Genomic DNA, 24609 nt, shown 5'->3' with positions numbered 1-24609 from the left:
GTCGGCGCCTCAGGCCTCGGGGCGCTCGACGCCGAGCCACTCGTACCAGCCGCGGTGCAGCACCAGCCAGGCCAGCAGACCATAGCCAGCCTGGCCCGGGTGCATTCCGCCTGCGGCCGCGACGTCGGCCGTCCACTGCTCGTGGTTGCGCAGCGGCTCGAAGGCGTCCACGTAGGGCACGTTGCGGCGCAGGCACACCTCCTCGGCTGCCTGGGAGAGCTGGGCGGTGGCATCGGGATCGGCTTCGGGCAGGGGAGGAGGCCCGACGACGAAGCACTCGCGGTGGTCTGAGGCTGCCGTGTCGAGAATGTTGGCCAGGGCCAGGCGGGAGCGGGCGTAGGAAATGCCGGCGAGCACGTCGGCCACGCCCAGTCCCACCACGAGCCGGTTGATACCGGTGTGAGTGGAGCGGCGGGCCACCTCGGGCCCCCACGCGGTCGGACATCTGAGCGGTCGTCTCACCGGGAACCGCCAGGGAGGTCCACAGGATGTCGGCGTCCCGAGGCGTGCGGGCCATGACCCGGCCCGTCCATCCCAGGGCGCGTCCGTCACCATGACCGGCCACCAGCTCGTCGCCGATGAAGCTCAGCCTCGTTTCACGCATGGCAGCGCCTCCTCATCCCTCATGCTGTCTTGACATTATCGTGACCTTGCGCGGTATTGCGGGAGGCTGACGGCATTTCGGCGGGGTTGACCGGGGACGAACGGGGAACAATCAGCCTGTTCTCAGTCGCGGGCGAAGGCCCGGCGAAGGATCTCCTCCTGTTGGGCGCGATGGACGCCGGCGGTTCCCACGGCCGGGGCGGCGGCCTCGGGGCGGGAGACCAGTGTGGGTAGGACGCCGCCGGTCAGATCCGCGGGCAGGTGAAGCGCCAGGTGGGGCCACATGCCCTGGTTGGCCGGCTCGTCCTGCACCCACACCAGCTCAGCCCCGCTGAAGGGCGCCAGCGCTTCGGCGATGGCCTCGGTCTCCAACGGGTAGAGCTGCTCGAGGCGGACAATGGCGGTGCCCGTATCCCCGGTCTTGGCACGGTGGGCCGCCAGGTCGTAGTAGACGCGCCCCGAGCACAGCAGCACCCGGTCCACGCCCCGATCCTGCGCCGCGGCCAGCACGGCGTCGTCGACCTCGCCAATGACGGGCTGGAAGGTGCCGGAGGTGAAGTCCTCCACCGGCGAGCAGGCGGCCTTCAGACGCAGCAGCTGCTTGGGGGTGAAGACGATGAGCGGGCGGCGCGGGCGGCGGTAGGTGTGCTCGCGCAACAGGTGGAAGTAGCTGGCGGGCGTGGAAGGCTGGGCCACCAGCATGTTGTCCTGGGCGCACATCTGCAGGTAGCGCTCGATGCGCCCCGAGGAATGGTCCGGGCCCTGCCCCTCCTGGCCGTGGGGCAGCAGCATGACCAGGCCGGAGCGCTGCCCCCACTTCTGGGCGGCGGAGGTGACGTACTCGTCGATGACGGACTGGGCGCCGTTGGCGAAGTCTCCGAACTGGGCCTCCCACATCGTCAGCCCCTCGGGCCGCTCCACCGAGTAGCCGTACTCGAAGGCCAGGGCGGCGTACTCACTGAGCAGGGAGTCGTAGATCTCCAGGGGCGCCTGGTCCGGGGTGAGGAAGCTCAACGGCGTCCACTCCTGGCCGGAGGCGTGGTCGTGCAGGACCGCGTGGCGCTGGGCGAAGGTAGCGCGTCGGGCGTCCTCACCGGCGATGCGGATCGGCACGCCCTCCATGAGCAGGCTCCCCAGGGCGATGAGCTCGCCCAGGCCCCAGTCGATGCCGCCCTCGCGCGTGGCCTCGCAGCGCTTGGCGAGCATGGCCTGGAGCTTGGGGTGGACGGTGAAGGAGTCCGGCCAGGCGACCTGGGCGTCCCCGATGCGCTCGACGACGTCGCGCGCCACCGCTGAGGTCCAGCCGAGCATCATGCCGCTGCCCGCCTGCTGGGAGGAGGGGACCTCCAGGGAGGACAGGGGAACGCCGACCTTCGTGGGGTCGGACAGGTCCTGGGCGGCGGCCCCCGAGGCGGCAGCCTCCCCGGGGCCCCTGGAGCCCTTTCCGTCCCCGGTGATCTGGATGCGGGCCTCGGTGAAGATCCGCTCCAGCTCGCCCTGGTAGTTCTCGGCGATCTCGCGGGCCTCCTCCGGGGTGATGTCGCCACGCCCGACGAGAGCGGCGGTGTAGACCCCGCGGGTGGAGTCCAGGGAGTCGATGAGCCGGTACATGAGTGGCTGGGTCATCGAGGGGTCGTCGCCCTCGTTGTGCCCGCGGCGCCGGTAGCAGATGAGGTCGATGATGACGTCCTTGTGGAAGGTGCGTCGGTACTCGTAGGCGTGGCGGGCGGTGCGGGCCACCGTCTCGGGGTCGTCGGCGTTAACGTGGAAGATCGGCACCTGCAGGCCCTTGGCCAGGTCGGTGGCGTAGATGGTGGAACGGGCCGAGGCCGAGCCGGTGGTGAAGCCGATCTGGTTGTTGACGATGATGTGGACGGTACCGCCGGTGCGGTAGGCGGGCAGCTGGCTCATGTTGAGGGTCTCGTAGACCACGCCCTGACCGGCGAAGGCCGCGTCGCCGTGGACGAGGACCGGCATGACCGTGTAGCCCTTCTCGCCCAGGCCGATGCGGTCCTGCTTGGCGCGCACGATCCCCTCGACGACGCCGTCGACCGTCTCCAGGTGGGAGGGGTTGGCGGCCAGGGAGACGCGGGTGGTCACGCCGTCGGTCCCGGAGAAGACGCCCACGGTGCCCAGGTGGTACTTGACGTCCCCGGTACCGGCGCCCTCGATGACGCCGTTGCCCTCGAACTCGTCGAAGACCTGGGCGTAGGACTTGCCGGCGATGTTGGTGAGCACGTTGAGCCGGCCGCGGTGGGCCATGCCGATGACGACCTCGTCGAGGCCGTCGTGGGCGGCGGCGTCGAGTAGACGGTCCAGGGCCACGATGAGGGACTCCCCGCCCTCGAGGCTGAAGCGCTTCTGACCCACGTACTTGGTCTGCAGGAAGGTCTCGAAGGCCTCGGCCTGCTCCAACTTGGTGAGGATCCGACGGCGCTCGTCGCCGCCGATGTCCTCCCAGTCTCGTTCGAGGCGCTCCTGCCACCAGGTGCGCTGGGCTGGGTCTTGGATGTGCATGTACTCCACGCCCACGGTGCGGCAGTAGGCGTCGCGCAGCATCTTGAGGATCTCGCGCAGGGTGGCCCGGTCTCGCCCGCCCAGGCCCCGGGTGGGGAAGGATCGGTCCAGGTCCCACAGGCTCAGCCCGTAGGAGGTGATGTCCAGATCGGGGTGGCGGCGCAGGCGGTAGGTGAGCGGGTCGTTGTCGGCGGCCAGGTGACCGCGCTGACGGAAGGCGTGGATGAGCTCGGCCACGCGCGCCGGCTTGCCGGTCTCCAACTCGGGGTCGTAGGTGGTGTCGCGCACCCACTCGACCGGCTCGAGGGGGATGCGCAGGGACTCGAAGGCCCGGCTCCAGAATCCGTCCAGCCCCAGGAGCTTGCGCTCCACCAGGCGCAGGAACTCGCCCGAGGCGGCGCCCTGGATGACGCGGTGGTCATAGGTGGAGGTCAGGGTGACGACCTTGCCGATGCCCTGGCGGGCCAGGGTGTCGGGGCTGGCGCCGGCGAAGGCCGCCGGGTAGTCCATGCTTCCCACCCCCACGATGAGCCCCTGGCCGGGCATAAGGCGCGGCACCGAGTGCAGGGTGCCGATCATGCCGGGGTTGGTCAGAGTCACGGTGGTGCCGCGGAAGTCGTCGAGGTCCAGCTTGTTGTTGCGGGCCTTGGCCACGAGGCCCTCATAGGCCTCCACGAACCGGGACAGGTCCATGAGGTCGGCCTGCTTGATGGAGGGCACCAGCAGGCGGCGCTGCCCGTCGGCGCCGGGCACGTCGATGGCCAGGCCGAAGGCCACGTGGGCGGGCTCGTTCAGGACCGGCTTGCCGGCCTCGTCAACCCCGTAGGAGACGTTCATCGAGGGCATCTCGGACAGGGACTCGACCACCGCCCAGCCGATGAGATGGGTGAAGGAGACCTTGCCGCCGCGGGTACGGGCCAGGTGGCTGTTGATGACGGCGCGGTTTTCGATGAGGACCTTGGCGGGGATGGCCCGGGCAGAAGTGGCCGTGGGCATGGACAGGGAATCGTCCATGTTCTTGGCGGTGCGGGCGGCCGCGCCCTTGAGACGGACGGAGCTGTCCTCACAGCCGTCGCCCTCCAGATCGTGGGCGGGGTGGGCGGCCAGGCGCTGGGCGTAGGGGGAGGTCGGGGGAGCGGTGTCCGACGGCGGGGCCGGGGGAAGGTCGGAGCGGGTGACGTCCTGGACCGCGGAGGAGCGGCGTTGGGGGGAGGCGGCCTGAGTCGTGATGGTGGCCCGGCGCGGCTCCCCGAGGGCCGACGACGCAGAACCGTTGGCGAAGCCGTTCGAGGAGGTGGAACTCGGTCGCCGCAGGCCGGCACTCGGATCGGTCTCGAAGAGCTCTCGCCACTGGGGGCTCACGGAGGAGGGGTCCGCCGACCAGGCGGCCCGCATCTCCTCCACCATCCACTCGTTGGCACCGAAGCCTGTGCTGGTCTGGTCCTGCGTGGGCACGTCGGGTCTCCTCGGTGAACTCGTCAGTCTGCCGTCCCGGCGCTGGGAACCTCGGCGGGACCCGGGGAGGAACGGCGGTGTCCGTAGAACATCCTAGGAGGTGAAAGGCGTCTCAGGCGAGCAAATGCGGGACCAAAGACACATGCGTGTCCCGGCCGTGACGCGCTCGCGGCCCCGGCCCGGCCATCCCGATCACGATGACCTACAGGTCTCGCCACTCCTCGAACGCTTCGAGCCGGGACGTATCGCCGTTTCCGAGCGCCTGAGCCACTGCCTCGAGCAGTTCTCGACGAGGATCGCTGTCCGACAATAGGTGTGCTAAGTTCCATTTGAATGGATTGTTCCATCTGTCGTCACTGTCGTCACCCAGAAAGTATTCAGAGTGAGTTGTGTCGCATAACGCGGACTTTAGTGCTCGCCCGGACTCAAGTCGATATTTATGTGAATATGCGAACAATATAAAATTACATATGCTGCGCGCCAAGTTTTCGTCATTGCGAGGTAGGCTCAACTTTAAGAAGGTGTGAATGTCTTCAAGCCTGTCGTCAGGTGGAATCCTTAATGAACCTAATGACGTCCAAATAAATAAAGTAGCAATATCTGCAAAACGCCGCTGAAGCACGTCGAACGCAGATTGCGCTTCAGTCTGCTTATCAGCATATTTGAGTAGCGCTAGAGGGTAGCGTAGGAGTGATAGCGAGTCACTATCTGTAGCGACTTCGTTCACGGTCTCGTTGAATAACTTAGTTGCTTCCTTGACTCTATTTAACTTTATGCATAAAAAAACTGCGTAAGGCACAGCGACAGTCACGCGGGAAAGACTATCTTCAGCATTGCTCAATGCCTTTATGTATAGATTTTCTATTTGTGTGTATTCGCCGCAGGAGTGCTTAAAATTGCTTTCAAGGAAGAAGGCGAATTCGAGGTTGTCTCGCCAGTCGTTGGTGTTCAGTGCATGAGACTCTTCGGAAATTTTATTAGCGAGCTCGAAGTCTTCTTTACTGACCTTGTTGTCTCGAAGAAAACTTGCGTACTCCCTTAGGAATCGAGCATTATCTGTGTTGTCGCGGTAAGCTTTATTGAACAAATCTGCGACTTCTTTTCTGTCTGCGTAAGGGAGGGCGGCCTTAAAACACGCATGTTCGCTAATTGCTAGCGGATCTTCTGGGTAGCGATTAGCAATTAGTTCGAACAGCGAAGTAGCTTCATCGTAGTGGCTTCCCATACGCATCGCCCAGGCGATAGATATTAAATGAGATGTTGTCATTCCCGGGATGTAGGTCATCTTCATTAACGTTCCAAGAGAAGGCTCTGCAAGGGGTCTTTGAAGGCCCGTTTCTTCGTCGATCGTGGGTTCGGAAATCACCTCGAATACAGAGTCGAAAATCTGCCATTCTCCAAACCCGACCTGGGTGATGAGAGGGTAGGGTCCCCTTGTTGAACTTGTGGCTTCTTTCCATATATTATCCCAATCTGGCACAAAATTGCTTGGATTGTCATCATTTGTCAGGTCAGTGCACGAAATGGCCAGTGCTTCAAGTTGTTCCCTTGGTGCGGGACCTAGTCCAACGTATCTCCAGTTTGCTGCGGATCGCAGAAGTGCAGCTAGCCAGCTAGACTGCCTCCACTCGTATTCGATTTCATTCTTTAATTTTGCAATGTCTGTACGCGAAAGTGAGATCTCCTCGTTCAAAATGTCATTTAGGTCAATTAAAGTGAATCTATTGATTAAATCCCACCCCTGTGAGAGCAAGGAGTTCGGGGTCTTACTTCCAATTTCTGTCCGATACTTTTCGAACTCAGGATTCTCTATGGTTGCAATTATGCTGCAGCCATTGTCGACCCATTGTCGCAGTATTCCCCAATGAAATAAGTTCGGATCTGACATAAAGCGGTCAAGGTGCTCGAGAAATATGATGCTGTATTTATTGCTGCTGTCATGTCTGGGTCGTAGCTTTCTTTCTTGGACTTCTCGAACTACGCTGCTACTGCCAGGGTACCACAAAGGGATGTTATCTTGATTGCTCTGTTTTATTATGTCAGTTAGAACGTGAGAGACTAGTGCATTTTTTGAGCTTCGATACGGTCCTACAATCAGCGTCAAAGAAGGTGTAGTATTTAGGCTTGCAATTATCTTTGCTTCGGCAATCTCTCGCTGAGATTTTCCAATCGGGAATTGGTGCTGAGGGCGTGTTTCTCTATCTAGTTCAGCGGCTGCTTTGATGGAGCCGATATCACCTAACCTGCTTGCATGATTTTGAAGGTCGTTTTTGATTGAATTAAACTCATTTCGCTCTTTGGTGAATGTGTCATATGTCTGCTTGATAGTGTATCCCGTAGCGGCCCCAATTAGTAAGAATAAAGAATAAATAATAGTTGAGGGTGTTCCTTTTGCTTCAATTCTGTTAGTTATAATAGTGGATAGAACAACAAGTGCAATCAGGACGATAAGTGTTGAGGTTGTAGCTTTGGTCCAGTTGAATGACGGCGAGTCGGCGGGGTGGAGTACATGTGTTTCTTTATCTGCGCAGTTAAAAAGTGACTTAATGTCGAGCATTTTCAAATCATAACATGTGAAATTCGAAATGAGAAAGTTCTGTGGCTTGATGAGTGTCGTGGTACCGTTCGGTCACTATGCGATCGGCTTTCCGCCGGGCCCGCAGGTGCCGCACCCGCACGCACCGCGCCTCCTCGCCCGCCTCTGACCACCCCCACCCTGACTCGTCCGCCTCCGGCGCCCACGCCGCACTCCACATGGGGGAGTGGCCCGCATGACCGACTGGCTCATGATCGCCGTCGGCGTGGTCCTCACCGTGGGCACCGCCCTGTTCGTGGCCGGCGAGTTCTCCCTGGTCGCCCTCGACCCCTCCACCGTCGAGACCCGCGCCGCCACCGGGGATAAGCGCGCCACCACCGTCCGGCGCGCCCTGGGCCGGCTGTCCACCCTCCTGTCCGGTGCCCAGGTCGGCATCACCCTGACCACGGTGCTCCTGGGCTACACCATGCAGGCCGCCCTGGCGAACCTCCTCACCGACCTCATGAGCCACTGGATGGCCGTCTCCGTGGCCACCGGCGCCGCGGTCATCATCGCGCTCATCGTCGTCAACGCCTTCTCCATGGTCATGGGCGAGCTCATCCCCAAGAACGCCACCCTGGCCGACCCCATGCGCGCCGCCGGCCTCGTGGCCCCCTTCCTCATGGGCTTCACCACCCTGCTCAAGCCCCTCATCCTCGTGCTCAACAACGCGGCCAACGCCGTACTGCACGCCATGGGCATCGAGCCCGCCGAGGAACTCAGCGGCGCCCGCAGCGCCGGCGAGCTCGCCTCCCTCGTGCGCCACAGCGCTGAGGAGGGCACCCTCGACGCCTCCACCGCCACCCTGCTCACCCGCTCCATCGGCCTGGGGGCGCTCACCGCCGTCGACGTCATGACCGACCGCGGCCGCCTCCACACCCTCGAGGCCGACGACTCCGCCGAGGACGTCGTGCGCCTGGCCCGCGCCACCGGCCACTCCCGCTTCCCCGTCATCGGCCGCGACGTCGACGACGTCATGGGCATCGTCCACCTGCGCCGCGCCATCGGCGTCCCCTACGAGCGGCGCGCCGATGTGCCGGTGGCCTCCACCTCCCTCATGACGCCCGCGCCCCGAGTCCCCGAGACCATGCCACTGGCCGACCTGCTCGTCGAGCTGCGCGCCCAGGGCTCCCAGATGGCGCTCGTCGTCGACGAGTACGGCGGCACCGCCGGCGTCGTCACCCTCGAAGACGCCGTCGAAGAGGTCGTCGGAGACGTCGCCGACGAGCACGACCGCCGCCGCGCCGGCGCCCACCTCGACCCCTCGGGTCACTGGGTCGTCCCGGGCTGGATGCGCCCCGACGAGCTCGCCACCCGCGCCGCTATCCAGGTGCCCGACGACGGCCCCTATGAGACCCTCGGCGGCCTGGTCATGACCGAGCTCGGCCGCATCCCCGTCGTCGGCGACGTCGTCGAGCTGACTCATGCGTCCCTGACCGTCGACGCCATGGACGGGCGTCGTATTACCCGCCTCCACGTGCGTCCCAAGGACCCCGAAGCCGCCCCGGGGACCAAGGGAACTGAGGGGGAGTACCGATGAGCACGCCCCTGGCCCTGGTGGTGACCGTTATCCTCCTGGCAGGCAACGCCTTCTTCGTCGGCGCCGAGTTCGCCGTCACCTCCTCGCGCCGCAGCCAGCTCGAACCATTGGCCGAGACCGGCGACGCCCGCGCCGCCACCGCCCTGTGGGCCCTCCAGAACGTCTCGCGCATGCTGGCCACCGCCCAGCTCGGCGTCACCCTGTGCTCCACGGGCCTGGGCGCGGTCGCCGAACCGGCCATCGCCCACGCCCTCGCGCCCCTGCTCGCCGCCGTCGGTGTCGGGCGCGCCGGCTCCCACGCCGTTGCCGTCGTCATCGCCCTGGTCATCGTCGTGGGCCTGCACGTCGTCGCCGGTGAAATGGTGCCCAAGAACATCTCCATCTCCTCCCCGGAGAAGGCCGTGCGCTGGCTCGCCCCGCCCCTGGTGTGGTGTTCGCGCGTCTTCAGCCCCGTGGTCAACGGACTCAACGGCTTCGCCAACGGAGCCCTGAAAGTTCTGGGCATCGAGGCTAAGGAGGAGATCTCCGCTACCTTCAACGCCGAGGAGGTCGCCTCCATCGTCGAGCGCTCCACCGCCGAGGGCGTCCTGGAGGACTCCACCGGCCTGCTCAGTGGCGCCCTGGAGTTCTCCGAGGAGACCGCCGGCAGCGTCATGGTGCCCTTGAGCGAGCTCGTCACCCTGCCCCAGAACTGCACCCCGGAGGACGTGGAGCGGGCCGTGGCCTCCACCGGCTTCTCCCGCTTCCCGCTCGTGGCCGGGCGGGACGCCGCTGACTCGACGTCTGATGCAGCAGCCGACGGGGCAGAGCCCTCCGTCATCACCGGCTACCTCCACCTCAAGGATGTTCTCTACGCCGACGGCGCGGACCGCGCCGAGCCGGTCCCCGCCTGGCGCACCCGCGCACTCGTACCCGTCGGCTACGACGACGAGGTCGAGGACGCCCTTGCCGCCATGCAGCGCTCGGGGGCTCACCTCGGGCACGTGCGCAATGCGCAGGGCCGATTCGTCGGCGTTCTCTTCCTGGAGGACATCCTCGAAGAGCTCGTCGGCGAGGTCAACGACGCCATGCAGCGCGAGGAGCACCAGCGCCGTGATTAAATCGTGATCTAACGGCGGTGACCAGTGGATACCCACAATTCGTGCCGCGTCGAGCGTTGAGAGTCGACCGCGGGGCCGGGAACGGCGCCTCTGTGCCGATTCGTTCGTATGACACGTGTTTCTGTTCATGGAACGGTGCCGTATACGCCGCTTCACGATTTGTTGAAGAAATGCAGGTCACACAAAGGTGTGCTGGTTCTCCTGGCGAGACCCACAGGAGAACGCTACTGTTTTAACCGAGCACAACACGAGACTGTCGCCCTGGCAGCCAGCATGCCGTCACCGCCGGGTCACCGGCAGCGACGACTCCCCCATGAAACCAGCCACCTGGAGGCTTCCCGCGTGACCCCGCAGCCCATGAGTCGACGCCAGCGTCGCGAGGCGGAACGTGCCGCCGAAGCCGCTCGCCAGCTCGCTGAGGCGGAGGCCGGCGGCTCCTCGCCGGAGACGCCGACAACGCACACCACTCACGCCGCCAGCCCCACTCGCCGCTCCCGCCGCGAGATCCACGCTCGCCACTCCCACCAGTCCCAGGGCGGCGCCGTTCGTACCACCTCCGCTCTCCCCGACGTCCCGCTCGCTCCCCAGAAGCAGAACCACCCGCAGCGGCCCGCGGCCCATGCGACTCCTCCGGCCGCAGTACCGGCCACGCGATCAGGGGCGCACGCAGCCCCCGCCTCGGCGCACTCGGCTCCGATCGAGCAGACGGGACGGCAGCCGGTCGTCCCGATGAGCCGCATGGCCCGCCGGCATCAGGGAGCCGTTGAGCAGCCTGAGCAGCCCGTGCGGGAGCCCATGCGCCCACATCCCGCAGTCTCCGCCCCGACCGCTCCCTCGGCACCCGCGGTGGCCCCTGCGGCGGGAACTGCGCAGCCCTCCCCGGCAGGGCCCTCGGTCTCTTCCGCTTCTTCTCCGCAGGCGCCGGGGCAGGCGCATCCCACTCGGCGATCCCGCAAGGACCTGCGCGCCGCTCAGATCGCCGAGGACCCTCAGCAGACGCGTGAGAACCCCGCCGTTGCGAACGTGCCGCAGTCCCAGCCCCATCATCAGTCCGAGGCCCGGCCGGAGAGCCGGCGCAGCCGTCGCCGCTCGCACGCAGCCGAGCAGTCCGCCGTCTCGCCTGCGTCATCGACTCCCTCGGCGCCCTCGGCCCTGTCGCCGCTGGTTGCCGCTTCTCTGGCCGAGTCCACCTCCAATCTGAAGCCGGCAGCCGCTCAACCCGCTGCCAACACGGCGTGGTGGGCCGCAGGCGACACAGCCCCGGCCTCGCCCGGTGCGGCGCAGTCCCGCAGCCGCGCCGTTCCGACCGGATCGGATTCCGCCGCGGTCCCCGGAGCCTCCGCCCGGCCGGAGAGCCGTTGCAGGAGACGTGCCTCGGCGGCCACGCCCGCCAGCGCCTCCGCCAAACCCGTCGTCGCCTCCACCACCCACCACACCGCCTCCTTCAATGTTCCGGAGGACTCCGTCTCCCTTCCGACGCCGCAGGCCGCACCCGAGGTGACCGTCGAGCCGGCTCCCGCGGCGCCGTCGGTTCCCGACACCCCCCACGAGATCCGCTTCTCGCGCAGGATCACGGACTTCCGCGGGGCCGAGACCGTCGAGGTCCCCGAGGTCCGCAAGCTCATGGCCGCCCGCAAAGCCGGGGTGCCGCTCGCCGACGAGGCCGCCATCCGCGCCGCCAAGACCGCCCAGGGCGCCAGAACGAGCCGTGAGACCAAGAAGACGGCGTCGGATGAGTCCGCCTCCTCGGCGTCGTCGGCCAGGATCTCCGCGGCCTCCAAACCGGATAGCCACCGCGACTCCTCGACCGGCCCCGCCCCCGCGCGCCCCGCCAGACGCCGTACGGGAACCGGGATCCTGGGACGCACCGCCGTGCTGTCTGCCCTGGCCGTGGCCACGGTCCTCGCCCCGCTGTCCAGCCACCTCGACAACACCCCGCTGGCCTCGGCCGCGATGAAGATGCACGCCGGTGGCGCCGCGCAGAGCCCGGCCGCCGGAGGGGCGAAGTCGTCGTCTGTGGCCAGTGCCGTGCTCGGCAGAGACGACGACCTGGAGGAGAGCTCCGACTCTCAGCTCTCCAACGTCCCCGACGCCGCCACCAGGGCCAGGATCCGCGAGGCCTTCCAGAACGCGGCCAAGACCTGCTCCTCGGCGACCGGCGCCTCGGGCGACACCAGCGCCTTCAGCTCCAAGCCGCAGCTGTTCTACCCGATGCTCCCGGACACCTACACGATCTCCTCGGAGTACGGCTACCGCACCCACCCCACCCTCGGCGTCCCGAAGCTCCACGCCGGTCAGGACATGGCCGCTCCCGTGGGCACCCCGATCTACGCCGCCGCTGCCGGCACCGTCACCACCGCCGGCATGGTGGACGGCACCGGAACCGTCACCATCAAGCACGAGATCGATGGTCAGGTCTGGTACACCAGCTACCTCCACATGTACGAGGACGGCATCTACGTCAAGACGGGCGACACCGTCACAGCCGGCCAGATGATCGCCGGTGTGGGTAACACCGGCCGGTCCTCCGGTGCACACCTGCACTTCGAGGTGCGCACCAAGGATGACACCGCCGACGAGTCCACCGTGGAGCCGTGGGGCTGGCTCAAGGAGCACGGCGCCGTCGAGCTCACCACCAACTGCAGCTGAGGGAGACCCACTGTGCCGCCTGTCGCGTCACGAACACGACGTCCTGCCGTCATCGCCCACCGCGGCGGCGGGCGCGAGGTTCCTGAGAACACCTGGAGCGCCGTCGAGCACGTGGCCGCGCTCGGGCTGGAGTGGATGGAGACCGACCTGCGGCTGACGGCCGACGGCATCGTCGTGCTCAGCCACGATGAGGACCTGCGTCGCACCGCCGGTGACCCCCGCACCGTCGGGGAGGTCATGTGGGCCGAGCTGGCCGACCTCGACTCCGGTGACGGGCGCGGCTTCGTCCGGCTCGACGACGCCCTGCACGCCCACCCGACGATGAGGTTCAACGTCGACCTCAAGGACTCCAGCGTCGTCCAGGCTGCCCTGCAGACGGTGCGCGACGCCGAGGCCCTCGACCGGGTCCGCTTCGCCTCCTTCTCCGCTCGGCGGCTGGCCGTCCTGCGCCGCCAGGAGCCCCGGGCGATGACCTCGCTGGGCGTCAGCGACGTCCTCGGACTCATGCTGCGTAGTGAGGCCGCCGTCCCGCTGCCGCAGACCCGCTGGGGCTGGACTCGCGGGAGGGCCGACGCCGTCCAGGTCCCCGAGAGCTACCGCGGCGTCCCCGTGGTCACCCGACGCTTCGTCGCCTCCGCGCACACCGCCGACCTGGAGGTCCACGTGTGGACGGTGGACGAGCCCGAGCGGATGCGCCGGATGGTCGACCTCAACGTCGACGCCATCATGACCGACGTCCCCACCCTCGCCCTCCAGACCCTCAGCTGAAGAGTCCGTCAAGAGCCCGGATCTGGCGGACGGCCTAGTGGAAACCGCTTCGCCCCCGCCTCGGCCGAGGGATCTGTGCCGCAATACGCACGAGCGAGCCCCCGTCGCGGGTGGCGACGAGGGCTCGGAGGTGGCGCCCCGGACAGGATTCGAACCTGCGACCTTCTGCTCCGGAGGCAGACGCTCTATCCACTGAGCTACCGGGGCCCGAGGGGTGACTGTACCAGCGTCCCGCCCCGGGAGCGAAACCGGCGGGAGACATGCGACATGTCCCACGAAGCCCCGTGATCATCGACATCCCTTGCGGCCCGGCGTGGTCGATGACGGTACGCTGACATGCGTGACTCCAGAAGAGCTTGCCGCAGCCATCCGCACCATCCTGGAGGAGGCCTCCGCCGAGGGCTCCCTTGCCCTGCCCGCCGCAGAGATCCCCGAGCCCCGCGTCGAGCGCCCCCGCAACCGTGACCACGGCGACTGGTCCACCAACGTCGCCATGCAGCTGGCCAAGAAGGCCGGCACCAAGCCGCGCGACCTCGCCGAGCTCCTCGTCCCGCGTCTTGAGGCCCTCGACGGCGTCGCCTCCGTGGAGGTCGCCGGCCCCGGCTTCCTCAACATCCGTCTCGACGCCGCCAGCGCCGGTGAGCTCGCCCGCTCCATCGTCGAGGCCGGCGAGGCCTACGGGCGCAACGACTCCCTGAGCGGCCAGCACATCAATCTCGAGTACGTCTCCGCCAACCCCACCGGCCCGGTGCACCTGGGCGGCGCCCGCTGGGCCGCCGTCGGCGACTCCCTGGCCCGGATCCTGGCGGCCTGCGGCGCCACAATCACCCGCGAGTACTACTTCAACGACCACGGCACCCAGATCGACCACTTCGCCCAGTCCCTGCTGGCCTCCGCCCGCGGCCAGGAGACCCCCGAGAACGGCTACGGCGGCGCCTACATCGGCGAGATCACCCAGCAGGTGATTGCTGACGAGCTTGCCGCCGGCCGCCCCGACCCGACCACCCTGCCCGACGCCGAGGCCGCCGAGGTCTTCCGCGCCCGCGGCGTCGACCTCATGTTCGCCGCCGTCAAGGCCGAGCTCCACGCCTTCCGCTCCGACTTCGACGTCTTCTTCCACGAGGACTCCCTGCACACCTCCGGCGCCGTCGAGCGCGCCATCGCCCGCCTGCGCGAGCGCGGCGTCATCGAGGAGCGCGACGGCGCCACCTGGCTGCGCACCACCGACTTTGGCGACGACAAGGACCGCGTCCTCATCAAGTCCGACGGAAACACCTCCTACTTCGCCGCCGACCTCGCCTACTACCTGGACAAGCGCGAGCGCGGCACCGACTGCGCCATCTTCCTGTTCGGCGCCGACCATCACGGCTACATCGGCCGGATGATGGCCATGTGCGCGGCCTTCGGCGACGAGCCCGGTGTCAATATGCAGATCGTCATCGGCCAGTTCGTCAACCTTGTCAAGGATGGGCAGCCCGTGCGCATGTCCAAGCGCGCCGGCACCATCGTGACACTCGGCGACCTCGTTGACGCCGTCGGCGTGGACGCCGCCCGCTACGCCCTGGCCCGCTCGTCCATGGACTCCGCCATCGATATCGACCTGGACCTGCTGGCCTCCTCCTCGAGCGAGAACCCGGTGTACTACGTCCAGTACGCTCATGCCCGCACGCGCAACGTGGCCCGCAACGCCGCGGAGCACGGCGTGTCCCGCTCGGCCGGCTTCCTCCCGGCGGCACTGGACGACCCGGCCGACTCCGCACTGCTCGGCGTGCTCGCCCAGTTCCCGGCGATTGTCGCCCAGGCCGCGCAGTTGCGCGAGCAGCACCGCGTGGCCCGCTACCTCGAGCAGCTGGCCGCTGCCTACCACGCCTGGTACGGCGCCACCCGCGTCACCCCCCGTGGGGACGACGCCGTCAACTCTGGCCACGTAGCCCGTCTGTGGCTCAACGACGCCGTCGGGCAGGTCCTCGCCAACGGGCTCGGTCTGCTGGGCGTTACCGCTCCCGAGAGGATGTGAGACCGTGACGCACCAGGTTTCCGCCGGTGAGCCGCCCCTGGGGGCGCTGGCCTGCCCCGAGCCCGAGGACCGTCCCGACCTGTGGCCCACGACGGCGCGGCGCACGCCCGACGGAGAGCTCGCCCTGGGCGGGCTGACGGTCTCCGAGATCCTCGCCGATGCCCCCAGCCCCGTCTTCGTCCTGGACGAGGCCGACCTGCGCGGCCGCGCCGCCTCCTGGAGCGCCGCCATGGCCGAGGAGTTCTGGCCTGGATACGGCATGCGCGGCGGCGAGGCCTTCTACGCCGGAAAGGCCTTCCTGACCACTCAGGTCGCGCGCATCGTCCTCGAGGAGGGAATGGGTATCGACACCGCCTCCCGCGTCGAGCTGGCTGTGGGGCTGTCCGGTCTGGAGAAGGTCGACGGCCCCGAGGCCACGACCCGCGCCCGCCGCCTGGGTCTGCACGGCAACGGCAAGACGCAGGCCGAGATCGCCGTTGCCCTCACCCACCACGTGGGCCACCTCGTCCTCGACTCCCTCGAGGAGGTCGACCTCACCGTCCGCGCCGTACGCGACTTGCGCGCCAGCGGCGTCTACGGGCCCGAGGAGATCGGCAAGGTCATGGTGCGCCTGACCACTGGTGTGCACGCCGGGGGCCACGAGCACATCTCCACCGGCCACGAGGACCAGAAGTTCGGCCTCTCCGTCCACGCCGGTACCGCCCGTCAGGCCATCGACGCGATCATCGCCGCCCCCGAGCTTGAGCTGGCCGGCCTGCACTCACACATCGGCTCCCAGATCCTGGACCTGGCCGGCTTCCGGGAGGCCGTCAGCATCGTCCTGGGCCTGCGCCACGAGATCGCCGTCGACACCGGGCACCTGTGCCCGGAGGTCGACCTGGGCGGCGGCTACGGCATCGCCTACACCGGGTCCGACCCCGTGGCGCCCTCGCCGGCGCAGGTCGCCCGCACTCTGGCCGAGGCTGTGCGCGAGACCTGCGAGCGCCTCGGCGACGAGGTCCCCGCCGTCTCCATCGAGCCCGGCCGCGCGGTCGCCGGCCCGACGACAGTCACTCTCTACACCGTCACCGGCCTCAAACGCGTCGAGCTGGGGGAGGGGACCTCGCGCCTCTACGTCAGCATCGACGGCGGCATGAGCGACAACATCCGCCCCGCCCTCTACGAGGCCGCGTACACAGCCCTCGTCGCCAACCGCCGTCCCGACCCGCAGGCCGGGCTGGTGCGCAGCCGAGTGGTGGGCAAGCACTGCGAGTCCGGCGACGTCGTCGTGCGTGACGTGGATCTACCCGCCGACCTGGCCGTCGGCGACGTGCTGGCCGTGCCCGCCACCGGGGCTTATGGGCGCTCCATGGCCTCCAACTACAACCTCTTCACCCGCCCCGGCGTGCGCTGGGTGCGCGAGGGCGAGTCGGGCTGGATCCTGCGCCCCGAGACCATCGAGGATCTCCTGCGCCTGGAGGGCTGAGCCCTCTAAGTGCTTGGCTGCGCGCTCTGCTGCAGCAAAGAAGCGGTGAGCTGCTTCGTTTCTTCTGGAGAGGTTCCTCGGCCGGGGCTAGCATTCCCTGCATGAATGCCTTCTCACCGGTAAGTAATGACCGAGCGTGGGCTGATCTGCGTCGTCACCTGGAGCGGACCAGAAACGAGCCCACCGTCGTGATGTTTGCGGCCCAGACTCGGGCCCAGACCCAGAGTCTCAAGGAGCGCGTCGAGCTGTGGTGCCGGCGGGCTCGCAGGTCCTGGACGGAGCCGGAAGCGGGACAGCTTCTGACCTCGTGGTTGAGTCGCTATCTTCCTGTCCCCGGTGTTTTCTTCCTCGACCTGTGGGATGATCAGGTGCGCCACAAGGTCCTGCGCGCACTCAACGAGATGCAGGTGCACCTCGCCCGCTCAGAGAGCGGATGCCTCATCATTTGCGGACCAATCGCATTGTTCGGTGAAGCTTCCCGTGAAGCTGCGGACCTATGGTCCATTCGGTCTCTGACGTGCGTTATTGGTTCCGGTGCCGAGGAGCCTGTGGACCTGGTGCGGGAGTCAGAGGGGGAGCTGGAGGCGCGTCGAGATCTTTCGGTTTCTCTGCAGAACCTCGGGTGGGCAGCCGAAATGCGTGGTGACTGGGACGCGGCCTCAGCGGCATACCAGGAGTTCCTGGAGCTGACGCGAGAGCTGGTGGAGTTGCAGGGGACTCCGCAGGCTCGTCGGGACGTTTCGGTCGCCTTGAACAAGATGGGCCGAGTAGGAGAAACCTTTGGAGACTGGACCAAAGCCGAGGCGGCCTACCAGGAGTCACTGGAGATCAGGCAAGGTTTGGAGAAGGAGCTGGGGACGCCAAAAGCTCGCCGCGATCTGTCGGTTTCCTTGGACAATATCGGCCGGGTGGCTGAAGCACGTGGCGACTGGGACAAGGCCGAGACTGCCTACCAGGAGACACTGAGGCTGGCACGGGAGCTGGAGGAACTACTAGGGACTCCGCAAACACGCCGCGAGCTGTCGCTCACTCTGGAGAGTATTGGCCGGGTGGCTGAAGCACGTGGCGACTGGGATAAGGCCGAGACTGCCTACCAGGAGTCTCTGGCTCTGATGCAGGAGCTGGAGAAGTTGCTGGGGACGCCGGAGGCCCGTTGTGACCTATCGTGCTCCTTGGCAAGTGTCGGTTGGGTGGCTGAAGTACGTGGTGACTGGGACACGGCTGAGGCGGCCTACCAGGAGTCACTGAGGCTGGCACGGGAGCTAGACGGTTTGCGAGGGGACAATACAGAGTTATCGTAACCTGTCGCGCTCTCTGGACGGTGCCGGGCGGGTGGCTCAGGCTCGTGGTGACTGGGATGCGGCTGAGGCGGCTTACCAGGAGTCACTGGCTCTGGCACGGGAGCTGGAGGAGGTGTTGGGGACGCCGAGAGCGCGTCGTAACCTGTCAGTCTCCCTGGACAACGTTGGTCGTGTAGCTCTGAGTCGCAACGACTTGGCCTCTGCGGACGATGCTTATCAGGAGTCGTTGACGATCAGGCGGTATTTGAGGGAGGAACTCGGGACTCCGGAGACTTATCGTGATTTGTCGGTCTCCTTGAACAATGTCGGGCGGGTGGCTGAGACTCGTGGTGACTGGGATGCGGCTGAGGCCGCCTATCAGGAGTCACTGGCTCTGGCACGGGAGCTGGAGGAGATGCAGGGGACGCCGAGAGCGCGTCGTGACCTGTCAGTCTCCCTGGACAACGTGGGATGGGCGCTTCTTACTCGCGGAGATAAGGCGGCGGCTGAATCTGCCTTCCGAGAATCGTTGGAGATAAGGCTGGAGCTGGAAGAGATGCTGGAGACGCCGGAGGCTCTCGGCGATCTGTCGCTCGCCCTGGAGAACATGGGACAAGTGTCGGAGGCGCAGGATGAGTGGGATACAGCGCAGGTTGCCTACCAGCAGTCGCTGCAGATCCGGCGGATGCTGGAGAAAATGCTGGGAACCCCGCAAGCTCAGCAAGACGTGTCAACCTCTGAGGAGCACCTTAGGCGCCTGAGTCAGAAGCGCGCTGACCTGGGAGAACTCTGAGCGGAACCGTGTCTCAGTAAAGCTGAGGACCACCTGTTCGGAAGATGGAACAACCACAACGCGATCCGTCTGATAGGGAAGGCACAGTGCACGCACAGGCGCAGCACATGAGTCTTGTATGATACCTACAAATAGTAGCGGCTCGAGTTGTCTGAAATCTAGATCACAGTTGTGTTGAGATTGTGACCTCGTGCGTGTTTTGTTTGTTCGCTATTCCCAAACAGTCGGTTTGTGACACAGTGGCCTTGGTCGTCACGGGCAGCCTTCCCGCCTCCTGAGCGGGTAGTGAGGGCGTCCTGTGATGGTTCACGAGGCAGACCTTGTTATCTATGCCAGGAATCCGGAGATCCCATGAACACATTGTCCACGGGCGCCACCTCTCGGCCGGCCCTCTCACGGGGGGCGGTGAGGGGACTCGTCGCCATCCTTGCTCTCTTCCTCGTCGCGATCTTGTCTCAGCTCTCGCCCCAGGCGAGCGCCGACGAGAACAAGAGCGTCAACGTTTCCAACCTGTCTCTGACACGTGTGGACGGCAACAACGTTGAGCAGGACGGGAAGCTCAACTACTACGACCTCGCTCGCCTGAGCTTCGACTGGAACGGCGTCGACGCCAACCTCAAGTCGGGCGACTCCTTCACCATTGGTCTGGGCGAGTACTTCAGCAACCTGCAGAACAACGCCACCCACCCGATGACCGTCGAGTACGGCGGCAAGGACGTTGAGGTCGGCACCTGCACCCTCACCGTCAGGGACGTCACCTGCACCTTCAACTCCAAGGTCGATGAGCTGAAGGCCGCCGGCTTCCACAACTTCAAGGGCAGCGGCTCTGCCCTGGTGTCGGTCGTTAAGACCACCGACTCGCAGACCGTTGACCTCACCGCCAACGGCGTCACAACCCCTGTCATTCTGCCCGGTGGTGGCGGCATCGGTGGTCCTGAAGAGAGCGACTGGGAGCTCACCAAGTGGGCCTCCACCTTCTACAACAACTACAAGGAGCTGACCTGGGGTGTGAACTTCGGGACCAACCAGACCACTGGTGGCAAGCTCGGTAAGACCTTCGACGGTTCCCGCCAGACCATCGTCTTCACCGACACCCTCGGTGGTGGCATGAGCTTCAACCAGGCCGACGCCTCTCGTACGGTGCTCTACCTGCGTCCCGCGGACGGCAAGTCCATCCCGCTGACCAACGCCGCCGGCCAGGACTCCACCACCCAGTACGGTGACTTCGACGTCAAGGCCTCCTACTCCGCGGACGGCCGCGTCGCCACCTACGAGGTGACCGGTCCATTCCAGAACAGCACCAACTTCACCCTGGAGTACCCGGTCTCCTTCGTGGACGCCAACGGCAACGCCGTCACCGCAACCCGGGGCACCGTCTACGAGAACAGCATCAACCTCAACGGCACGGACCTGATCAGCACTCAGCAGCAGTCCTACGTCCAGTACTTCGACATCTCGGTCCAGATGGAGCCCGGCTTCGGCACCTTCGACGTGACCAAGGTCGTTCAGGGCGACGGCGCCGCTCAGGCTGCAGACTCCTCCTTCGTCGTCGACGTCGCCTACGAGCTGCCGGCCGCCGCCAGTTCCTACCCGAACTGGAAGGCCCCCGAGGGCCAGAAGCCCTCTGGCGAGGGCCGCACCGGTACCTCCTCCGTCACCGTCAAGCCCGGTGCACCGGTCACCTTCGAGGGGACCTTCCCCGTGGGCACCAAGATCACGCTGAGCGAGGACATCTCCAAGGCCCAGCCCGCAGCCTCTGGCTACAGCTGGGGCGAGCCGGTCTTCACCGTGGACGGTCAGAACACCAACACCTTCACCATCCGCGACCAGGAGCTCGTCAAGGTCTCTCTGACCAACACGACGACCACGACTACGGCTCCGCCCACGACCACGGCTCCGCCGACCACCACGGTCCCGCCGGCCACCACGCCTCCGGCGACCACGGCTCCGCCGACCACCACGGTCCCGCCGGCCACCACGCCTCCGGCGACCACGGCTCCGCCGACCACCACGGCTCCGCCCGCGGTCCCGCCGACCACCACCCCGGGCGCTCCGGTTCCGCCCACCTCCACCCCGAGGACGCCGACCAGCACCCCGCCGCTGGCTCGCACCGGTGCTAACGCCGTTGCGCTCCTGCTCCTCGCCGGTGCCGGCGTGGGTGGCGGCGCTCTGCTGGTGGCTCGCCGCCGCAACGCCTCCTGAACGCGGGTGACCGTTTCTCGAGCCTGAAGTTCATCAGGAGATCCCAGTGGCCCCGCCCCGGTTCAACCGGGGCGGGGCCACTGGTGTTCCGTCTGCATCCCGGGCGCTCCCGGGCCCGGGACGGTCCCTGGGCATGAGGGCGACTCAACCCTAGGGAGGAGCCTCCCTCACCATCAATCATTCTCCCGGGGGTCTCGGTGGCCTCGTCTCCCTTTCTAGCCTGGAGTCATGAGCGCAGCGACATCCTCTTCTCCGTCCTCACTGACCTCCTTCGTCTCCTCCCTGGAGCAGCCGCCCCCGGCCTGGGGGAGCTTCGACGACGTGCCGGTCCCGATGTCCATGGGCCTGGGGCGGGTGATCGGTCGGCTGCTCAAGCAGCTCCTCTGGCGCCGCTGAGGGCCCTCGCCGCCTGGTAGACGCACTACCTCGGTGAGATCGGTCCTTGGAAGACCGGCTCTTCGCGAGCGGGGCGTGACGGGTTCGTCGCGTGTCCGTACATCGACGGGCAAGCGCTCCTGGGCCGATGGCCCTTATGCTGGCCCGCAGCGACGGTCGGCGCACGCGGGCAGCAGGTCACAGGCTCCTGCCGTATCCGGCCCCATCGCTTCACGCAGTCGAAGTGCCCGCGGAAGGCACGCTACACAGCAAGGTGGTCCATCTCGTGGCTCAGGAGCTCTCACCCGCCCAGCGCACCCTCACCGTCGGCGTTCTCGGCGCCGGGACCGTCGGCAGCCAGGTGATCCGCCTGCTCACCGAACAGGCCGACGACTTCGCTGCCCGCTCCGGTGCTCGCCTGGAGATCACGGGAGTGGCCGTGCGCGACGTCGACGCTCCACGAGACGCCTCGGTGCCCCGGAACCTCCTCACTGACGACGCCACCGCCGTCGCCACCGGCAACGATCTGGTCATCGAGCTCATCGGCGGCATCGAGCCTGCCCGGACCCTCATCCTGGCCGCATTCAAGGCCGGGGCCAGCGTCATCACCGGCAACAAAGCCCTCATCGCCGCCCACGGTCCCGAGCTCTACGCGGCCGCGGCCGCTGCCGGTACCGATTTCTACTACGAGGCCGCCGTCGCGGGCGCCATTCCCGTCGTCTATGCGCTGCGCGAGTCGATGGCCGGGGACCGCGTCACCAGCGTGCTCGGCATCGTCAACGGCACCACCAACTACATCCTCGACGAGATGAGCACCAAGGGCCTGTCCTTCGAGACCGCCCTGGCCACCGCCCAGGAGCTCGGTTACGCCGAGGCCGACCCTACCGCCGATGTCGACGGCCTGGACGCGGCCGCCAAGGCCGCCATCATCGCCTCACTCGCCTTCCACACCCGCGTGGGCCTCGACGACGTCTCCGTCGAGGGCATCCGCGCGATCACTGCCGATGACATCCGCGAGGCCCACGCTTCGGGCTGCGAGCTCAAGCTGCTCGCCATCGCCCAGCGCCGCGACGACAAGCACGCCCACGGCATCTCCGTGCGCGTCCACCCCGCCCTCGTGCCCAACGACCACCCGCTGGCCAGCGTCCGCGGCGCCTACAACGCCGTCCTGGTCGAGGCCGAGAGCGCCGGGCGCCTCATGTTCTACGGACAGGGCGCCGGGGGAGCCCCGACCGCCTCAGCCGTCCTGTCCGACGTCGTCGCCGCCGCCGCCCACCGGGTCCACGGTGGTCAGGCCCCCCGCGAGTCCTCCTACGCGAGCCTGCCGGTCCTCGGCCCCGAGGCCGCCGTCACCCGCTACCAGATCCAGCTGCGCTCAGACGACGCCGTCGGCTCCCTGGCCGCCATGGCCTCCGTCTTCGCCGAGAACGGGGTCTCCATCAACTCGGTGCGTCAGAGCGCCTACGTCACCACCGACGGCAGCGACGACCAGGCCGTCGTCACCTTCGTGACCCACCCCGCTCCCGTCTTCCATCTCGACGCCGCCGTCGAGGGGCTGCGGGACTCGGACCGGGTCGCCGAAATCGTCTCCATCCAACGCGTCGAGGGCGAGTGACATGCGGATCGTCTACGAGCGCGCCGCCGTCCGCGTCCCGGCCACGACGGCGAACATGGGGCCGGGCTTCGACTCCTTCGGCATGGCCTTCCGCTACTACGACGAGGTCTGGGTGCGCCCGATCACCGGCGTCACCCGCGTCATCGTCGAGGGTGTCGGAGCCGAGACGGTGCCCACCGACGACGACAACCTCGTCGTGCGGGCGCTGCGAGCCGGCCTGGATGCCGTCGGCGCCCCGCAGGCCGGTTTCGAGATGCGCTGCCTCAACCGGATCCCCCACGGTGGAGGCATGGGTTCCTCCGCCAGCGCCGCGGTGGCCGGGCTCATGCTGGCGCGCGGTCTCATTTCCGAGCCCGAGGCCCTCGACAACGACCGGATCTTCTCCCTGGCCACCGAGTTCGAAGGCCACCCCGACAATGTCGCCCCGGCCGTCTTCGGCGGAGCCACCGTCGCCTGGGTCGAGCGCGGCGGCCATCCGCGCATGGCGCCCATGCCGGTGGACGCCTCACTCGGGGTGAGCCTGCTCATCCCGCCGTCGACCACGCGCCTGTCCACCAAGGAGGCCCGCCAGGTCCTGCCCGTCTCCGTTCCGCGCGAGGACGCCCTGTTCAACACCTCCCGGGCGGCCGTCCTCATGCTCGCGCTCGCCGGGCGCCCCGACCTGCTCATGGCCGGCACTGAGGACCGGCTCCACCAGGAGTACCGGCGCGGCGTCCTTCCGGCCTCCATGGCGGTCATGGACTCCCTGCGCGAGCAGGGCTACCCGGCGGTCATCTCCGGAGCCGGCCCCACAGTGCTCGTCCTGTCCACACTGGCCGAACAGACCCGCTTCACCCTGGAGAACCACGGCTGGAGCGTGCTCAGCCCCGGCATCGACACCCGCGGCGCGGTCCTGACCTCCTGAATCTGTCCTTCGCGCGGAGACAGATGTGGTGACCGTGCGCCGGTGTGATGTCTCGGAACATAGACGGCGAGAAGCTGGAATATCGGTGGAACGTTGCGCGTTGCTCCGTTAGGCACTGCGTGAACGGGCTGCTATGCTGACACCGTCGGCCGCGCGGATTGCACCGCGCCGCTGACCGCACCAGCCCCGGACCTGAGGCTTATGCCCCAGCAGGAACCGGCAGTGCATGGCCTTCCCCGTGAACGATTCCGGGGGGTCTCCCCAGTTGAACGTCTCCTCCCGCGGAGCGTCATCACACCGTTAGGACACTCGTGACCGAGACCTCCAGCGCCCAGCCCTCACTTTCCACTATGCGTCTGGCCGAGCTCCAGTCGCTCGCAGGCTCCATGGGCCTTAAGGGCATCTCCCGTATGCGAAAGAGCGAGCTCGTCTCCGCCATCCGTCAGGCGCGCGCCTCCTCATCCTCCGCTTCCGATTCCCCGAGTGCGTCGACCGACTCATCCGATGCCGACGGGACCGACATCCCTGATTCCTCCTCCGGCGCATCCTCCTCTGAGCCCGCAGAGGCGACTGCTCCGGCGCGCTCGCGCCGTCGCCGCGCCACCGCGGCCTCCGGCGCCCCCGAGGAGCGCCAGTCTTCGCCGGCGCTCGACCTGGGCATCGACCTGCCCGACCGTTCTGGCTCCTCCGCCGACTCTGACGACGAGGAGCGCCCCGCGCGCAGCAGGTGGCGCGAACGCACCGCGCGTTC

At 66.8% G+C, this 24609-nt stretch carries 15 protein-coding genes, 1 tRNA gene and 1 pseudogene; 13 read left to right on the top strand and 4 right to left on the bottom strand.

The annotated features are described in order from the left end of the window. Window positions 1-9: 9 nt before the first annotated feature. From HMPREF0975_RS02070 to HMPREF0975_RS15375, 3 genes and pseudogenes are all read right to left on the bottom strand, one after another. Window positions 10-604, bottom strand: a pseudogene (locus HMPREF0975_RS02070) (GDSL-type esterase/lipase family protein). Window positions 605-726: 122 nt separating this feature from the next. Continuing rightward, window positions 727-4575 carry a multifunctional oxoglutarate decarboxylase/oxoglutarate dehydrogenase thiamine pyrophosphate-binding subunit/dihydrolipoyllysine-residue succinyltransferase subunit gene (locus HMPREF0975_RS02065; protein WP_009232454.1) on the bottom strand — a complete coding sequence of 1283 codons (3849 nt, stop codon included), beginning with the start codon at window positions 4573-4575 and terminating at the stop codon, window positions 727-729. Between the two features lie 202 nt (window positions 4576-4777). Then, window positions 4778-7132: a tetratricopeptide repeat protein gene (locus HMPREF0975_RS15375; protein ID WP_009232453.1), complete on the bottom strand. Its 2355-nt coding sequence runs from the start codon at window positions 7130-7132 to the stop codon at window positions 4778-4780. 214 nt (window positions 7133-7346) lie between these two features. Between HMPREF0975_RS15375 and HMPREF0975_RS02060 the strand changes: the two genes are divergently transcribed. The 4 genes from HMPREF0975_RS02060 to HMPREF0975_RS02045 all read left to right on the top strand — a co-directional run bounded on the left by HMPREF0975_RS02060 (window position 7347) and on the right by HMPREF0975_RS02045 (window position 13207). Continuing rightward, window positions 7347-8690: a hemolysin family protein gene (locus HMPREF0975_RS02060; RefSeq protein ID WP_009232452.1), complete on the top strand. Its 1344-nt coding sequence runs from the start codon at window positions 7347-7349 to the stop codon at window positions 8688-8690. After that, a complete protein-coding gene (locus HMPREF0975_RS02055) occupies window positions 8687-9790 on the top strand; it encodes a hemolysin family protein (RefSeq protein WP_009232451.1) in 1104 nt (367 codons plus the stop codon). Before HMPREF0975_RS02060 ends, HMPREF0975_RS02055 begins: the two co-directional genes overlap by 4 nt. Before the next feature lie 342 nt (window positions 9791-10132). Then, entirely contained in the window at window positions 10133-12439 is a 2307-nt protein-coding gene (locus HMPREF0975_RS16000) for a M23 family metallopeptidase (protein ID WP_009232450.1), read from the top strand. A 12-nt stretch (window positions 12440-12451) separates the two neighbouring features. Continuing rightward, the gene (locus HMPREF0975_RS02045; RefSeq protein ID WP_009232449.1) at window positions 12452-13207 is read left to right on the top strand and encodes a glycerophosphodiester phosphodiesterase; all 756 of its coding nucleotides are present in this window, start codon (window positions 12452-12454) and stop codon (window positions 13205-13207) included. A 131-nt stretch (window positions 13208-13338) separates the two neighbouring features. On the opposite strand, the gene HMPREF0975_RS02040 is transcribed toward HMPREF0975_RS02045, so the two are convergent. Further along, window positions 13339-13414: transfer RNA gene (locus tag HMPREF0975_RS02040), tRNA-Arg, on the bottom strand. Window positions 13415-13547: 133 nt separating this feature from the next. Between HMPREF0975_RS02040 and argS the strand changes: the two genes are divergently transcribed. From argS to HMPREF0975_RS16545, 9 genes are all read left to right on the top strand, one after another. Beyond that, complete coding sequence (gene argS, locus HMPREF0975_RS02035) at window positions 13548-15224, top strand: arginine--tRNA ligase (RefSeq protein WP_049939346.1); 1677 nt, start codon at window positions 13548-13550, stop codon at window positions 15222-15224. Between the two features lie 4 nt (window positions 15225-15228). Then, window positions 15229-16689, top strand: coding sequence for a diaminopimelate decarboxylase (lysA, locus tag HMPREF0975_RS02030; RefSeq protein ID WP_009232447.1), 1461 nt, complete (start codon window positions 15229-15231; stop codon window positions 16687-16689). Between the two features lie 101 nt (window positions 16690-16790). Further along, window positions 16791-17990 carry a tetratricopeptide repeat protein gene (locus HMPREF0975_RS02025; RefSeq protein WP_009232446.1) on the top strand — a complete coding sequence of 400 codons (1200 nt, stop codon included), beginning with the start codon at window positions 16791-16793 and terminating at the stop codon, window positions 17988-17990. Beyond that, window positions 17974-18762 carry a tetratricopeptide repeat protein gene (locus HMPREF0975_RS02020; protein ID WP_332248269.1) on the top strand — a complete coding sequence of 263 codons (789 nt, stop codon included), beginning with the start codon at window positions 17974-17976 and terminating at the stop codon, window positions 18760-18762. Before HMPREF0975_RS02025 ends, HMPREF0975_RS02020 begins: the two co-directional genes overlap by 17 nt. Before the next feature lie 351 nt (window positions 18763-19113). After that, window positions 19114-20964: a DUF7926 domain-containing protein gene (locus HMPREF0975_RS02015; protein WP_009232444.1), complete on the top strand. Its 1851-nt coding sequence runs from the start codon at window positions 19114-19116 to the stop codon at window positions 20962-20964. Between the two features lie 228 nt (window positions 20965-21192). Next, window positions 21193-21360, top strand: coding sequence for a hypothetical protein (locus HMPREF0975_RS15995; protein WP_009232443.1), 168 nt, complete (start codon window positions 21193-21195; stop codon window positions 21358-21360). A 265-nt stretch (window positions 21361-21625) separates the two neighbouring features. After that, window positions 21626-22954 carry a homoserine dehydrogenase gene (locus HMPREF0975_RS02010; RefSeq protein WP_009232442.1) on the top strand — a complete coding sequence of 443 codons (1329 nt, stop codon included), beginning with the start codon at window positions 21626-21628 and terminating at the stop codon, window positions 22952-22954. Window position 22955: 1 nt separating this feature from the next. After that, complete coding sequence (gene thrB, locus HMPREF0975_RS02005; RefSeq protein WP_009232441.1) at window positions 22956-23858, top strand: homoserine kinase; 903 nt, start codon at window positions 22956-22958, stop codon at window positions 23856-23858. Window positions 23859-24169: 311 nt separating this feature from the next. Continuing rightward, window positions 24170-24609: Rho termination factor N-terminal domain-containing protein (locus HMPREF0975_RS16545; protein ID WP_009232440.1), on the top strand; the 440-nt coding region annotated here is incomplete at its 3' end.

The sequence above is a fragment of the Actinomyces sp. oral taxon 849 str. F0330 genome, from assembly GCF_000239715.1.
Classification (GTDB): Bacteria; Actinomycetota; Actinomycetes; order Actinomycetales; family Actinomycetaceae; genus Actinomyces; species Actinomyces johnsonii.
Note: the sequence above shows the minus strand (reverse complement) of the source record. Positions and strands in the feature narration are given on the sequence as shown.